The sequence below is a fragment of the Nocardioides alcanivorans genome, assembly GCF_021555175.1.
GTDB classification, from domain to species: Bacteria; Actinomycetota; Actinomycetes; order Propionibacteriales; family Nocardioidaceae; genus Nocardioides; species Nocardioides alcanivorans.
Map to the genome: position 1 here is coordinate 66988 of NZ_JAKGRW010000012.1, position 15223 is coordinate 82210.

The window sequence follows — 15223 nt, forward strand, 5'->3', positions numbered from 1 at the left end:
TCAGACCTCCCACTCCAACGGCAGCGACGCCATGCTCAACTGCACGCCGCGCTCCCGCAGCTCGGTTCCGGGCGCCACGCGATACTCCGGAATGCGCTTGTGCCACTCCTCCAGGACCACCTTGAGCTCGAGTCGCGCCAGGTGCATGCCCAGACAGCGGTGCGGTCCGCCTCCGAAGGCCAGGTGCTGGTTGGCGTTGGGCCGGTCGATGTCGAACTGATCGGGGTTGTCGAACTTGCGCGGATCGCGGTTGGCCTGCGCGACGCCGAGCCAGACGACGTCTCCCTTGTCCAGCTGGAGGTCCTCGAAGCTCTGCGGCTCCTGGACCTCACGTCCGGCCTGGAAGACCAGGGGGTAGAGGCGGAGGAACTCCTCGACCGCCTTGGGGATCAGGGTCGGGTCATCGATCAGCGCCTGGCGGTCTGCCGGGTTGTTCGCCAGATGCGTGTAGATGTAGCCGAGGGCGCTGCGCGTGGTGTCCAACCCGGCCAGCATCAGCGTCAAGCAGATGGTGAGGATCTCGTCCTGGGTCAACGGCACATCATCGATGCGCGCCTCGACCAGGCGAGTGACCATGTCCTCCTTCGGATCACGTGGGTTGGCCCGACGCTCGTTCACCGCGTCGTCGAAGTAGCTCATGATGCTCGACTTGGCCGTCGCGGCACGTGCCGGATCTCCTGCGAGCAGCGCACTGAAGTAGTCGTCGGACCACTCCAGGAACTGCTCGCCGTCACTGACCGGCAGACCCAGCAGGGCAAGGAACATGTCGGTCGGGTAGCGGATGGCGAACTCGGCGACGAAGTCGCAGGAGCCCACCTGCTGGAGCTCCTCGATGAGCTCGATGCAGCGCTGCTGGGCCATCGGCTCCATCCGGCGAACCGCTGCCGGAGCGAAGAACTGGTTGAGGATCCGCCGCAACTTCACGTGGTCCGGACCGTTGAGGTCTTGGGGCAGCAACGGCTCGTCGGACACGTCCGGTCGAAGCGCGGACCGGACGGCGGTGGTCCAGGTCTCGTGCTGCTGGAACCCCTCACGGACGTCGTCGTAGCGCTGCAGCATGAAGAAGCCGCGCTCCGTGGTGTCGTTGAAGAGGAACCGTGCTTCCTCGCGGTCCTCGTCGAGCATGCGGTAGTGCTCGTAGAGCGGCGTCGTCCCGGTGAAGTCGGTGTGCGCGACCGGGCAACCCCGGTGGGTGGTCTCAGTCATGGTGAGGTCCTTTCGTTCCCGGAGGTCACTGATTGCTTGATGCCATGTCAGGTATCCATGTGCTGATCTCCGGGAAGAAGATCAGGATCACCGTGACCAGGATGGCCATGGGCATGAACCACCAGCAGGCGTTGAAGACATCGTTCAGCCTGATGTTCTGACCCTGGTTGACCTCGGGCTCCTTGGTGATCTGGTGAATGATGAAGGCGAGGATCCCGACCGGTGGTGTCACCACGGCGAGCTCACCCATCAGGACGGCGAAGGCGCCGTACCAGAGCAGGGAGATCTCCAAGGACTCCAGCGTCGGCATGAGGATCGGGATGGTGAGCACCATCATCGGCAACGGCTCCATGAAGGTGCCCAGGACGATGTAGACCACCATCATCATCAGCAGGAACGAGACCCGGTTGAGGTCCATCGACTCAACCAGCTCGGCGAAGCCGGTGCTGATGCCGGTCAGCGTGAACATCCGGGAGAGCGCCTCGACGCCGATCAGCATGAAGAAGATGGCACCAACGCTGCTGATGGTGGCCACGGAGGCGTCCGCGATGGCGCGGAACGGCCCGTTGCCCCACTTCCAGATGAAGGTGATGAGCAGCGACACCACCGCGGCGGCGGCACCCGCCTCGGTCGCCGTGAACGTCCCGGAGAACATTCCCCACACGATCACCATGACCAGCAGCGGCACCGGCCAGATCTTGACCAGGCTGCCGAAACGGTCGCCCCACGTGACCTGCTCGGCTTCCTGCTCGAGGTCGACGGCGGGCGCCCAGCGCTTGGCGAAGATCACGATCATCACCGTGAACAGGACGGCCACCAGGATCCCGGGGCCGATTCCGGCGAGGAGCTGCGGACCGATCGGGACCTCGGCGATACCGGCGTAGATCACCAGCATGATGCTCGGCGGGATCAGCTGACCGGGGAGCCCGGCGACGATCACGGCGCCAATCGCGAGCCGCTTGTCATAACCGGCCTTCAACATCTCCGGGATACCGATGCGGGCAAGCGCATAGGCCGTGCCGACCGAGGATCCGCTCACCGATGCCAGTCCGGCGCCGGCGATGTTGGTGCCGACGGCGAGACCACCGGGCATCCACCCGAGCCACTTGCGCCCAGCGGAGTAGAGGCTCTCGGTGAGCCCGGCGCGCCAGAGCAGAAGACCCATGAGGATGAACATCGGGACCACGCTGAGGGTCCACTCGGTGACCTGGCCATAGGGCAGCGTGCGGAACATGCTCTCCACGAGAAGCTCGCCCCGCAGCGCATACATGCCCAGGAACGCCGGCACGATCATCGCCAGTGCGACCGGCAGCCGAAGGAAGATCAGGCAGAGCATCAGGACGATCGCGGCGATGCCGATCGCCTCGGGGACCAGGGGCAGGAACATCGCCACGGTCGAGCCGACCAGCATGGTCATGGTGATCGCGAAGATCACCCACGACGAGCGTCCAGACCCCTTGGGAGGGTCAGTCAGGCCCGTGCCGTCTCCGGCGTGATTCCCGGCCACGGTGTCCACGGTGGCGTCGGCGGTGTCGGCACTCATCGTGCCTCCTTCTTGGTGGTCGGCGCACGGTCCGTGGACTGCTGCGCGGCGGCAGCCTCCTCGGCCTCACGTGCCTCCATCTCCTCGAGTTCATCGAGAAGGAGCAGGTCATCGGGATCGGTGACGATGTGCTGGCTGTCACCCTTGATCAGCGCCCGGCCCGCGGCCCAGAGCAGCTGAACGGTCATCACGGCGAAGGCGAGCGGCACCAGGTAGTAGGGCTCCCAGGCCGAGAGGTCGCTGACGCCGGCGGTCTTCTCGATCTCGTGTGCGTGAACGGCCTCCTCCCATCCGTACTTGGCGAAGCCGGCACATACCAGCGCAGCCAGCAAGGAGAGGATCGCCAGCACGTAGCGCTTGGTGACCTCCGGCAGACGCTCGTAGATCAGGTCGGCAGCGATGTGCTGACCCCGCGCCTGGGCGGCCATGAAGCCGAGGAAGGCGATGATCGGCAGATACCAGTACTGCGTGACCTCGAGAGTGTCAGCGATCGGATCGTTCTTGAAGGTCCGCATGATCGCGTTCGCCGTGATGTGGAACATCATCGCGAAGGTCACGACTACGGCCGGAACCTCGATCAGCAGCGCCGGCTTCAGCCATGCCGGACGCCGTGGTCCTGGGTTGCTCATCTCATCTCCATCGGAAGGAGGGTGCTGGTGGCCCGGGTCGCGGGCCACCAGCTGCGTTGGTCCTGATCGATGATCAGGAGGGACGGTGCTCCGCGAGGATCTCGTCATGGAACATCGTCGTGAACTCGCTCAGGTCGATCGAGTCCTTGTTCTCGGCCCACCACGCACCGAAGTCGGCGTACCCGACGTCGTCGAGACCGAGTCCTTCGACCTTCTCCTGCCAAGCCTTGTTGGCGCTCTGCATCGACTCCACGAAGGCGTTGCCGTCGGCAACCGCGTTGGTGCCCGAAAGGCTCTTCAACAGCTCCTCGTTCTTCGCCTGCAGCTTCGCCCTGGCGTCGTCGTCGAAGGGGTTGATCCCGCCGCTGGACTTCGCCACGACGTCGGCCATCTCCGCATTGTTGGCGAAGATCTTCTCTTCGACGTTGGCGGCGACGAAGACGTCGAGCCGGTCCCAGAGCAGCTGCTGGGCCACGAGCGGCAGGGTCTCCCAGGTGGCCTTGCTGAAGGTCAGCGCGCCCGGTGCGACGGAGAAGCCCGCGGCAGGGTCGACCGTGACGAACGGCGCCTCCGCCAGGAACCCGCCAAGCACCGCCACGGTGGGCGTCGAGACGGTGCAGTCGACGACGCCTCGCTGCAGGCTCTCGTAGAGCTCGGTGTAGGGGACAGAGGACGGCGATCCGCCGAGCGCCTCGATCTCCGCGGACTGGGAACGCCCGCCGGAGCCGACCGAGGTGCCCTTCAGATCAGCCAGGCTGGTGCGCGCCTGCGAGCAGAACAAGGCATTGGCGCCTGAGTTGTAGACGGGCACCAGGGGCACCATGCCGTGATCGTCGAACTCCGCCATGATCTCGTCGGTCTCGAAGGCAACCTGGTTCGGCCAGGCGTTGGAGCTCAGGACCCCCTCGACGGCGCTGTGGTCGGAGATGAACCCACCGTCGATCAGCGCCGCGTTGGCGGGGAACTCGCTGGGGTCGTAGATCGGCAGCACCGAAGCGATGTCCAACCGCCCGTCGGTGAGCGCCTCGTCGGCCTCGGTCGGATCGGCCACGGCATTGGAGTAGGAGATGTCGAACTTGATCTTGCCGCCGGACCACTCCTCGACCGCCGCGTAGTACTTCTCCTGGGGAAGGCCGGTCATCGACCCCTTGGGGGCCGGGGTCTGGGTGAGGAGGGTGATCTCGTCGATGTCCTCGAACGCCTCCTGGTACTCCTCCTTGGTGGCTCCGGCATCGATGCCGTCGCCACCGGACTGATCTGCGCCGCCCGATTCGGCACACCCGGCCAGGGCTCCGACCCCGACCAGCATTGCTGCGGCGAACACTCCCGCTCGCCGCGAACCCAGCACTCTGTTCATGAGCCTGAATCTCCGTCCTACCGTTGTGCCCTCATCGGGCCTGCCTCGTGATGGGCATCACGACATGCATAATCATTAACCTAGATTCCCCGCGCGTCAAGAGACCATGCGCATGAATTTTCCGCCGCGGTGTCAGCGTCGGAACACCGCGACTCCGGTGACCCCCGTCACCCTCTCAGGAGGGTCGTCGACGGTGACGTGTGGGTCTCAACCCCAGTGATCGAGCGAAACCCGGTGATCACGCGAGTCCCGGTGATCGAGCTTGTCGAGATCCCGCACCCGTCGACGTGGGTCTCGGCAAGCGCGACCGCGGGTGCGCGGTCGCGCCCTCACTGCAGGCCGAGCGCCAGCGCGCGCGCCTCCTCGAGCCGGGCATCCACCTGGCCCCAGGTCTCGGGGTCCGGGTGGTAGGTCACTGACCTCAGCACCCCGGTGAAGGGAAAGCTCCGGCGCCGCTCATGGATGTCCCAGGAGACCGGGGAGCGCCGGCAGACGCCGACGTCGATGCCCTCGAACGGCAGATAGGAGAGGAATCGGAGGAGTCCGGGAACGCGCAGACGCTCCTCGCCGTCGACCAGCACGGTCGCGGTCCACCTGCTGTCGACCACCTCCATCCTCAACTCCAGCGTCGAGGACGGCGCCGACAGCGGAACAGGCCCGAAGCGGTGCGGGGCACCGTACTGGTTCTGCTCCAACCACAGCGCACCGTCCTCGACATGCAGCTGGTAGCCGCCGCCTTGGCCGCCATGCGCGAGCACCACGCCCTCATCACCCGGGCGATAGGACCAGTCAACGGTGACCCGCCACGACAGGCCCTGAATGAGTAGGCCGCACTGATGCCGCTCGAGAGTCGGAGTGCCGGCCAGGATCCGCACCGGCTCCGGAGGCCGCCGCGGCGGATGCTGGAGGAACTTGACCTTGGACCCCTCATCGAGCGGATAGACCTGATTCGCCCGAGCGGCCTGGTCGAACGCCTCCTGGAGCTCCGCCAGCTTCTCCGGATTCTCAGCGGCGAGGTCCCGTCGTTGGGTGACGTCGGCGGAGTCGAAGAGCTCCCAGCGGTCCTCGGAGAACGGCACACCCGGACGCCGGTGCGTGACCGCCTCCCAGCCGTCGCGGTAGAAACCGCGGTTGCCGACGCATTCGGTGTACTGCTCGATGTGCGCGCTGGGCGCCTCCGAGTCAGAGACAGTGGGCGCGAAGCTGACCCCGTGCAGGTCGGCTGCAGGCACCCCGTTGCGCTCGGCGGGCAGCTCCAGGCCCAGCAGGTCGACGAGCGTCGGCAGCACGTCGGTCACGTGGGCGTACTGACGCCGGATCGAGGTTCCACCCCGCTCCAGGCCTTGGGGCCAGGAGACGATCAATGGCGACTGCTGGCCACCCCGCAGCGCGCTGAACTTGTAGAGCCGGAAGGGCGTATTGCACGCCATCGCCCAACCGCGCGGATAGTGCGGCCACATCGTCGGCCCGCCGAGGGCGTCGAGACGCTCCGGCAATTGCTCGTCCACCTCGGGGACCACGCCGGGCGTCTGCATGTAGCCGAAGTACGTCGCGGTCCCGGTGTCGTCGCTGCTTGCCCAGCTCGGCCGCGGCCGCGGCTGGTCAGTCAACCGCGCCGCGCCGTTGTCGCTGCAGAAGAGAATGACGGTGTTCTCCAACTCGCCCAGCTCGGCGAGCAGAGCACGCACCCGGCCGACGCTGCGGTCGATGGCGTCGACCATCGCCGCGTAGACCTCCATGTGCCGGGCGTGCACCCTTTGCTCCGTGGGGTTCAGCTCCGACCAGGCACCCACCTCGTGGCCGTCCTCCTGGTTGCGCGGCGGAAGCTCGGCGTCAGGAGGCATCACACCGCGCTCGATCTGCTTGGCCAGGCGCCGCTCGCGGACAACGTCCCAGCCCTCGTCGTATCGTCCGCGCTGCCGAGCGATGTCCTCGGCCTTGGCATGCATCGGCGCGTGCACCGCGCCATGGGAGAAGTAGAGGAAGAAGGGCTTGTCGCGATCGGCCGAACGCACCTCACGGATCATCCTGAGCGCACGGTCGGTGAGGTCGTCGGTCAGGTAGTAGTCGTCGGGGTACTCATCGACGTGCACCACCGAGTTGCCCTCGTAGAGGCGGTGGGGGTGATGGAAGTCGGTCAGCGCTTCGAGGAAACCGTAGTACTGATCGAAGCCACGCTGCAGCGGCCAGTTGTGCCGATGGCCGGCCTCGTGGAAGTCGTCCTCCTTGCACAGGTGCCACTTGCCCACCATCAGCGTCGCGTAGCCGTTGGATCGGAAGACCTCCGGCATCGTCGGCTGGTTGAGCGGCAGCTCGGAGTGGTAGCCCGGGAAGCCCGGGTCGATGTGAGTGGGGAACCCGATGCCCGCGGCATGGGCGTTGAGGCCCGTCATCAGGGCCGCCCGCGTGGGCGAGCACAGCGGAGTGACCCGGAAGTTCGTGTACTGCAGACCGGCATCCGCTGTTGCGTCCAGGTGTGGAGTCGCGATCTCGGACCCGAAGCATCCGATGTCGGAGAAGCCGAGATCGTCAGCGAGGATCACGACGACGTTCGGGCTGCCCTTGGGGGCTTCCGCGGGAGCAGGGGGCCACCAAGGCTCCGACTCCGCCATGGTGGTCCGCACCTGACCGCCGAAGCCCGCGTAGGGCTGGAACGGGCGTGACGCCCCGGCCTTGCTCTCGCCCGTCATCGCAGACCACGCCAAGCCATGAGACCGCCGTCGACGGGCAGGGTCACGCCGGTGAGGAACGACGCCTCGTCCGAAGCCAGGAAGCACACCACGTCAGCAACCTCCTTGGGTGTGCCGAACCTCGGGATCAGGTGGGCGCCAGTCATCAACCACTCCTGTCGCTCCGGATCCGGCGAGGAGGCGATCCGCTCGCGGGCCATCGGCGTCTCGATCGATCCGGGCGCGAAGGCGTTGCAGCGCACCTCCGGAGAGAGCGCGACCGCCGTCGCCTTCGTCAGCTGCACCACCGCGCCCTTGCTCGCCACGTAGGCCGGAGTGGCGTAGCCGGTGAGGCCTGCGACCGAGGCTGCGTTGACGATCGAGGGTCCTCTGGTCGAAGCCCGCAATGCCTCACTCGCCGCCTGGGTGGCCAGATAGACCGCCTTGACGTTGATGTCGAAGACCCTGTCCCACACGTGCTCGGGGAGCCTGTCGACGGTCGCGTGGTCCGGCGCGAAGGCCGAGTCGATCACCCCGGCATTGTTGACGAGCGTGTCCAACCCGCCACCGCCCCGCAGCGCCGTCTCCACCATCGAGCGAACCTGCGCCGAGTCGCTCAGGTCGACACCCACCACCTGACCCCTGCCCCCCGCTTCCTCGACGAGAGCAAGCGTCTCCTCGGCTCCGTCCACCGAGATGTCGGCGACGGACACGTAGGCCGCGCCCCGCCGAGCCATCTCGACGGCAATCTCGCGGCCCATGCCTTGAGCTGCGCCGGTCACCAGGACTCGCTTGTCGTGCATTCTGCTCCTCGGATCAGTCAGTTGTCGGGGGTGTCACGTCGTTCGGTGTGGGTCAGGTCCGCCAGGTCACCAGCGCGTCGAGCGCCTCGACGGTGGCACCGTCGACGCGCAAGGGGTTGATCTCGAGCGAGTCGAACGCGGCATGGTGCTGCTCGGCCAGCGCACTGGCCAGGCGCCCGACGCCGGCGATGGCCGACGCCAGGACAGCGCGGTCCGCTGGTGCACGACCTCTGACCCCGTCAAGGAGAGCGCCACCCCTCAGCCGGTCGAGCATGCGGCGAACCGCCTCCTCGTCTGCCGGGAGCGGAGCCAGGACCACGTCGTCGAGTACCTCCACCAACACACCACCGAGTCCGACTGCGAGCAGCAGCCCCCAGTCGTCGTCACGAGTCACGCCGACGAGGAGCTCCACCGCTGCTGCGCGCATCGGTGAGACCAGCACCCCGTCCAGCCGCGCATCGGGTCGGGCTGCGCGACAGCCGGTGAGGATCGAGTCGTACTCGGCTGCAGCGCGGTCAGGCTCCACGTCGAGCCGGACCCCGCCGATGTCGCTCTTGTGCGCGATGTCCGAGGAAACGACCTTCATGGCCACCGGGCCACCCGTCTCCGCTGCCGCCTTCTCCGCCTCTTGGGCTGAATGCACGTGCCAGGAAGGGACGACCGGGATGCCGGCGGCGACGAGCAGGTCACGGGCCGCCGCCTCCGAGAGCGGTTGCGCGTCGACTCGGGGAATCGAGATCCCCCTGGCCTCCGGTCGGGAAAGAAGACGACGTCGTGACCAGTCGGCGACCCGAGCCACGCCGTCCACGGCCAACCGCAGGCCGGGGACGACGTGGGTGATGCCACCGGTGCGCAGCACACCTTGGGCCTGTGGCCCGATGGGCTGACTCGTCTGCGTCACGTAGAGCACCGGCACGTCCGCCGCCGCGGCACCGGCACCGATCGCGTCGACGTACTTCTGTCCATAGAAGGGCTTGCCGTCCTCGCGCCAGGGCAGGCTGTTGATCACCAGCACGGACCCGACGGACGGGTCGTTGCCGACTGCTTGCACCGACGCCGTCCACAGCGTCGGATCAATGATGGCTGCGCCGGTGATGTCGAGCGGGTTGTGCGCGTGCCCGAAGTCCGGCATCCGCTCCGCGAGCGCCGCCGTGGTCGCCGCAGACAGCTCGGGAAGCTCGGCGCCACCGGCATCGGCGAGGTCGGCGACGATGTCGCAGGCACCACCGGAGATCGAGACGACACCGATGCCGGGCCGGTCGAGAGGGCCGGTGTGCGCCGCGATCCCCGCGGTCACCAGCATCTCCTCGATGGTGTCGACCCGGATCACCCCGAGATCGGTGAACATCGCGTCGATCACGCGGTCGTCTCCCACCAGCGCACCGGTGTGCGACGCCGCGGTGCGGGCGGCAAGCTCGCTCCGCCCGGCCTTCAGCACCACGACGGCCTTGCCCGCGGCTGCGGCGCGGCGAGCCGCCGCGGCGAAGACCTCCGGCTCCTTCACGCTCTCCATGAAGATGGCGACAGCCCCGACGGCATCATCGTCGACGAGCACGTCCACGAGATGACCGACGGTGACCATCGCCTCGTTGCCCACGGTGCACACATGCGAGAGCCCGACCCCCGCCATCGCGGCGAACTCCTTCATTGCACCGCAGCTTGCTCCACTCTGCGAGATCAGCGCCACCGGCCCCGGCTCGGTGGGCGGATCGGAGAGAGCCATCGCCGGGATGCCGGAACCGACATTGACCAGACCCAGCACGTTGGGGCCGAGCATGGCGATGCCGAGCTCCTCGGCGAGCGCCACCAGCTCCTGCTGCCGCCGAAGACCCTCCGGCCCGACCTCCGACCATCCAGAGCTGAGCACGATCGCCGCCTTGGCCCCCGCTGCAGCTGCGTCGCGGAGCGCGTCCGGCGCCGCTGCAGCGGGAACCATCACATGCACCAGGTCGACCGGTCGACCGACGGCCGTGCAGGTGGGGTACGTCGGACGACCGTGCACCTCGCGGCGACGGGGGTTGACCAGGAAGGTGGTCTCCTCCCACCCCGCCGCCACGAGATTGCCGTGCAGGAGCGTGGAGAAGGTGGACTTGTCACTCGCCCCGATCAGCGCGAACGATCGCGGGTTGAGCAAGGCATCGACGGACTCACGGGACAGCACTCAGGGATTCCTTCGGGTCGCAGGTCGTCGCCGGTACGACGGGTTCACGGACGGCAGCCACCGGCACCGGCCTCAGGCGGGCCGATGGGGCAGGAGGATCTCCTCGAACACCACGTCGATCAGCGGCTGGAGGTCCACGTCCCCCGAGGCATAGAAGTCCGCGAAGTCGTCGTACGCGACCTCCTCGTAGCCCAACTCGCCGGTGATGGTCGAGTCCCACTTCTCGATCGACGACTCGACGGCGTCGATGAAGGCGTCGCCGTCGTCGACGGCGTCGGTGCCTCGCAGTTCCTCGAGGCGATCGGCGTTGAGCTTGGCAATGGCCTCACGAGCATCGTCCTCGTACTCGGACACGCCGCCGCCAGCCTCGGTGTAGGCCGTGGTCACCTCCGAGATCACCTGCCACACCGATTCGTAGTTGGAGACCATGAAGGCATCGAGGCGATCGAACAGGAGCTGCTGGACCACCAGCGGATAGGAGTCCCACGCAGCCTGGCTGAAGGCGAGAGACCCGGGACCGGAGCCGAATCCGGCCGAGGAGTCGATCGTCGCGTGGGGAACCTCGCCACCGAAGCCACCGAGCTGACTGACCAGAAGGCTGTTCATGCTGCAGTCGGCCACGCCGCGCTGGAGGCTCTCGTAGATCTCCGGGTAGGCCATCGAGATCGGCGTGGCGCCCAAGCTCTTGAGCACCTTGCCCTGGGCGGCGGTGCCGTTGATGATCTGGGCACCGTCGAAGTCATCGAGCGAGGTGATCGCCTCCGCGCAGTTGAGGGCGATGAGGCCACTGTTGAACGCCGGCATCACGACCTTCACACCGTTGTCGGCGAGCTCGTCGAAGATCTCGTTGGTCTGGTAGGCGACGTCGAGCCACCAGGTGTTCGACTCCAGGAGCCCGACGAACGCACCTTGGCTTCCTGCGAACGTGACGTCGGCCAGGAGTGAGTTGGCGGGGTACTCCTGCGGTTCGTAGGTCGCGACGACCGAGCCCATGTCGAGCCGGCCGTCCCGCAGGGCGTCGTCCACCTCGGTGGGCGGCGCGATCGCGTTGGAGTAGGCGATGTCGAAGGTGATCTTGCCGTCGGACCACTCCTCGACCGCCTGCATGTAGCCCTCGAACTTGGCGCCCGTCAACGACCCCTTGGGGGAGGGCGACTGGGCCGTGATGGTGATGGGCTTGATGTCCTCGAACGCCTTGGCGTACTCATCCTTGGTGGCACCGAAGTCGATGCCGTCGCCCTTGGCCTGTGCACCGCTGCCTTCCTCGGCGCAGCCTGCCAGCGCCGAGGCCAGGAGTACACCGGCCGCCAAGCCACCGAGCCAGCGTGTCCTTCTCGTGGTCATGCTCACTGCCGTCTTCCCTTCGTCAAAGGTGATGGACATCACCTGCCCTGACAATCATTCGCACGGAATGTCCGAAGGTCAATAGACCATGCGCATGAATATCCCACTTTCGATCGAAAAGTCAGCGCGTCGTCGGGGTCATGAGGACGCGCTCCAGACCACGGCGGCGTCCAGTGCCTCGACACCACCCTCGGTGACGCGAAGCGGATTGACCTCGAAGGCCGCCAGGCCGTCGCCGAGCACGAGCGACAGGTCGGCGATCCGCACGATCGCCGTGACCAACCCCTCGACGTCCACGGGAGCAGCGCCGCGTGCGCCGTCCAACAGCGGCCAGGCACGCAGTGACCGCAAGGCGCGCTCCACCTCACCCTCGTCGGCAGGCAGGGCGACACGCTGGACATCCTGGAGCACCTCGGTCCACACGCCACCCAGCCCGATCGCCAGGACGTTTCCCCACCCTGGTTCACGCACGACCCCCACCAGGAGATCGATCCCGTCCGGACGCTGCGGGCCGACCAACAGGCCCTCGATCGTCGCCCCGGGGGCGGCCGCAGACACCCGGTCGAGCATCGCTTGCGCCTGCTCCCCGACATCGCACGGCGCCACGCCCAGGGCCACGCCGCCCACCTCCGTCTTGTGGAGGATGTCGTCGGACAGCACCTTGATCACCACCGGATCGTCCCAGTCCGCGGCCACCGCCGCAGCCTCGTCCGCCGAGGTGACCACCTGGCCTGGTGCGACGGGGATGCCGGCCGACTCGAGCAACGGCCGGCAGATCCGCTCGGTCCAGCTGCCGGTCCGTGCCACCGAGGGCAGCTCCACGGCGCCGGCCTCGCGAGGTGCGTCATCGTGCCGGTGGACCGACCACTCCTGGATCTGCCGGATCGCTGGCAGGATCCGGTCGACACCGCCAAAGAGCGCCGGAGCCCCCACCTCACGGCGAATCTCACGCACACGTGGGGTGAGGTGACGCACGCTCGTGTTGGCCAGGACGACAGGCACCTCCGACCGCTGAGCGACCGCGGACATCGAGGCAACACACTCCAGGCCCCACTCCAGGTTCTCCGCTTGGTGATCGATCTCCTGGGCGGCGACCACCACGCCGATCCCGGCATCCTCGACAACGGTCTCCAGTGCCCGTGCGAAGAGCGTGGCATCGGTGACGGCTGCTCCGGTGATGTCGAGCGGATTGTGCACCGAGGCGAAGCTGGGCAGGATCTCCTTCAGTGCCGTCACGGTCTCCGAGGCGAACTCAGGCATCGCCAACCCGACGTCCTCGGCACGGTCGGCGACGATGTCACACGTCCCGCCCGAGATGGTCAGCAGCGCGGCACCACGGTCGATCGGTCCCGTGTGGGCATAGGTGTCGGCGACGGTCAGCAAGTCTTCGAGCGACGAGACCCGGACGACCCCGGCGCTGCGGAGGAACGCGTCGATGACCTCGTCGTTGCCCACCAGCGATCCCGTGTGGGCGAGCGCTGCCCGGGCAGCGGCCTCGCTGCGGCCGACCTTCAAGCAGACGACAAGTTTCCCGTTGGCGCGGGCGCGACGACTCGCCTCCAGGAAGGCCTGGGGGTCCTTGAAGCTCTCGGCGAAGACGGCGATCGCATCGGTCGCCTCGTCCTCGGCCAGGAAGTCGACGACATCGCCCACGCTGACGTCCATCTCGTTGCCGGTGCTCACAGCAAAGCTCAGGCCGACGTCGAACGAGCGCGCCATGTTCATGATCTGCACCGTCACGTTGCCGCTCTGGGAGACCACCGCGATGCGTCCGGGCAGCAGGTCCTCGCCTGGCTGGAAGGGCTTGAGGGCGACCTTGGCGGCGGTGTTGACGTAGCCCAGGGCATTCGGGCCCAGCACCACCATGTCGTGAGCACGGCACAGCTCCGCCAGCTCCCGTTGATCGGCCCTGCCCTCGTCTCCGACCTCAGCGAACCCTGAACTCAGGATCACCGCAGCCTTGACGCCGGCGGCTGCCACGTCCCGCATCGCCGGAAGGACCGCGCCACCCGGCACCATGAAGAAGGCGACGTCGGGCACCTCCGGCAGCTCGGCCACACTCTTCGCGAGCGGTCGCCCGTGGGCCTCCCTCCACGAGGATTGACGAGATGGCGCTCACCGTCGAAGCCGATCACGTCGAGGGCGGTGTTGATCCGGTGCGACCAGTTGGAGCGTTCGCTCGCTCCGATCAGGGCGATGCTGCGGGGCGCGAGAAGCGCACGGAGACGATGAGTCATGGCGAGACCTTCCGTAGGGATCAGGTGCGGGCAAGGAGCAGCAGGGAGCCGTCGGACATGTCGCCGTAGCCGGTGACGAGGCCGAGTTCCGCGTTGGAGAGTTGACCGGCGCCGGCGTCGCCCCTCAGCTGCCGGACGGCTTCGACGACGTGGTTCATGCCGGCGATGTGCGCCTGGGAGAGCAGCCCACCGTGGGTGTTGACGGGCAGCGTGCCGCCCGGGCCGATGCCACGATCGCGGATGAAGTCAGGGGCTTCGCCTCGCGCACAGAAGCCCAGTTCCTCGAGCTGACGCAGCACGACGAAGGAGAAGCAGTCGTAGAGCCACAACGCATCGAAGGCGTCCAGCTCGAGACCGACCTCCTTCAGCAGCCGGGGCGCAAGCTTCGTGAGGCCCATCTGGAGCATGTCCGGACGAGAGACCAGGTCGTCCGGCGTGTCCGCACGCCCCTCTCCCGCTCCCAGCACTCGGACCGGCGGCCGGACACCGTGGAGCCCGGCGCTCGCGCTGGCCACCACGACCGCTGCCGCGCCGTCCGACTCCTGGCAGACGTCGAACAGCCGGAACGGCTCGACGAGCATCGGGGACGCGTCGTACTGCTCCCTGGTCAGAGGACGGTCGCGGAAGTAGGCCCGGGAGTTGCTCTGGGCATGTGCTCGCGTGGCCAGGGCGACATCGCGCAGTCCGTCGCGGTCGGCGCCGGTGGTGGCCAGCCACCGATTGGCGTGCAGGCTGTACCACTGCATCGGTACCGACAGACCGTAGGGCCGCTCGAGATGATCACGTAGGTGCTGGCCGGGCCATCGGATGGCCATGCCTGCGCCACCGGAATCGCTGAGTCGAGCCGCTCCGCTGTACTGGGTGCCGCCAGCCGCGACCAGCACCCTCGACGCCAGGCCGGCGCGCACGGCGCCAGCTGCGATGCCGATGGCTGCCACGGTCCCCGCGCCACCCATCGAGGTGGCGGCGTGGAAGCGCAGGTCACCGATGCCGAGCGCGTGGACGAACTCTTCCGCGTCGATCTTTCCGTTGGGCACGACGACGCCGTCGATGGCGCTCGGCTCGATGCCGGCGTCGGCACAGGCGGCCAGGGCCGCGCTCATCGTGAGTTGCACGGTGGTCTGGTCGGTGCCACGGCAGTAGTCGGTCTCACCCACGCCCACGATGCCCGCCCCGGGTTGCGCCACGGTGGTGACCGGCGCGGTCACGACGTGGCCTCCGCTCGTGACCACACCAGGGCGGGAGCGCCCCCAGCAACTCCCCGCGGCCCCGGA

10 protein-coding genes and 1 pseudogene are annotated in these 15223 nt (G+C 67.5%); all 11 read right to left on the reverse strand.

The genetic code is table 11. The features are described from left to right. The 11 genes and pseudogenes from L1066_RS06560 to L1066_RS06605 all read right to left on the reverse strand — a co-directional run bounded on the left by L1066_RS06560 (position 1) and on the right by L1066_RS06605 (position 15157). Positions 1 to 1206, reverse strand: coding sequence for a cytochrome P450 (locus L1066_RS06560; RefSeq protein ID WP_235735553.1), 1206 nt, complete (start codon positions 1204 to 1206; stop codon positions 1 to 3). 25 nt (positions 1207 to 1231) lie between these two features. After that, positions 1232 to 2749 carry a TRAP transporter large permease gene (locus L1066_RS06565; RefSeq protein WP_235735554.1) on the reverse strand — a complete coding sequence of 506 codons (1518 nt, stop codon included), beginning with the start codon at positions 2747 to 2749 and terminating at the stop codon, positions 1232 to 1234. Further along, complete coding sequence (locus L1066_RS06570) at positions 2746 to 3378, reverse strand: TRAP transporter small permease (RefSeq protein ID WP_235735555.1); 633 nt, start codon at positions 3376 to 3378, stop codon at positions 2746 to 2748. The genes L1066_RS06565 and L1066_RS06570 overlap by 4 nt, the downstream gene beginning before the upstream one ends. A gap of 73 nt (positions 3379 to 3451) precedes the next feature. Next, positions 3452 to 4735 carry a TRAP transporter substrate-binding protein DctP gene (dctP, locus tag L1066_RS06575; protein WP_235735556.1) on the reverse strand — a complete coding sequence of 428 codons (1284 nt, stop codon included), beginning with the start codon at positions 4733 to 4735 and terminating at the stop codon, positions 3452 to 3454. A 329-nt stretch (positions 4736 to 5064) separates the two neighbouring features. Beyond that, complete coding sequence (locus L1066_RS06580; protein WP_235735557.1) at positions 5065 to 7425, reverse strand: arylsulfatase; 2361 nt, start codon at positions 7423 to 7425, stop codon at positions 5065 to 5067. Further along, on the reverse strand, positions 7422 to 8207 hold the full coding sequence (locus tag L1066_RS06585; RefSeq protein ID WP_235735558.1) for an SDR family NAD(P)-dependent oxidoreductase: 786 nt from the start codon (positions 8205 to 8207) through the stop codon (positions 7422 to 7424). Before L1066_RS06585 ends, L1066_RS06580 begins: the two co-directional genes overlap by 4 nt. Before the next feature lie 52 nt (positions 8208 to 8259). Further along, positions 8260 to 10368: an acetate--CoA ligase family protein gene (locus L1066_RS06590; RefSeq protein WP_235735559.1), complete on the reverse strand. Its 2109-nt coding sequence runs from the start codon at positions 10366 to 10368 to the stop codon at positions 8260 to 8262. Positions 10369 to 10440: 72 nt separating this feature from the next. After that, a complete protein-coding gene (gene dctP, locus L1066_RS06595) occupies positions 10441 to 11751 on the reverse strand; it encodes a TRAP transporter substrate-binding protein DctP (RefSeq protein WP_235735560.1) in 1311 nt (436 codons plus the stop codon). Between the two features lie 99 nt (positions 11752 to 11850). Then, positions 11851 to 13578, reverse strand: a complete 1728-nt coding sequence (locus L1066_RS06600; protein ID WP_283095322.1) for an acetate--CoA ligase family protein — start codon at positions 13576 to 13578, stop codon at positions 11851 to 11853. Further along, positions 13558 to 13791: pseudogene (locus tag L1066_RS26520) on the reverse strand (CoA-binding protein); the annotation flags it as partial. The pseudogene L1066_RS26520 and the gene L1066_RS06600, both read right to left, overlap by 21 nt. 178 nt (positions 13792 to 13969) lie before the next feature. Then, a complete protein-coding gene (locus L1066_RS06605; RefSeq protein ID WP_235735562.1) occupies positions 13970 to 15157 on the reverse strand; it encodes a thiolase C-terminal domain-containing protein in 1188 nt (395 codons plus the stop codon). Positions 15158 to 15223: the final 66 nt, after the last annotated feature.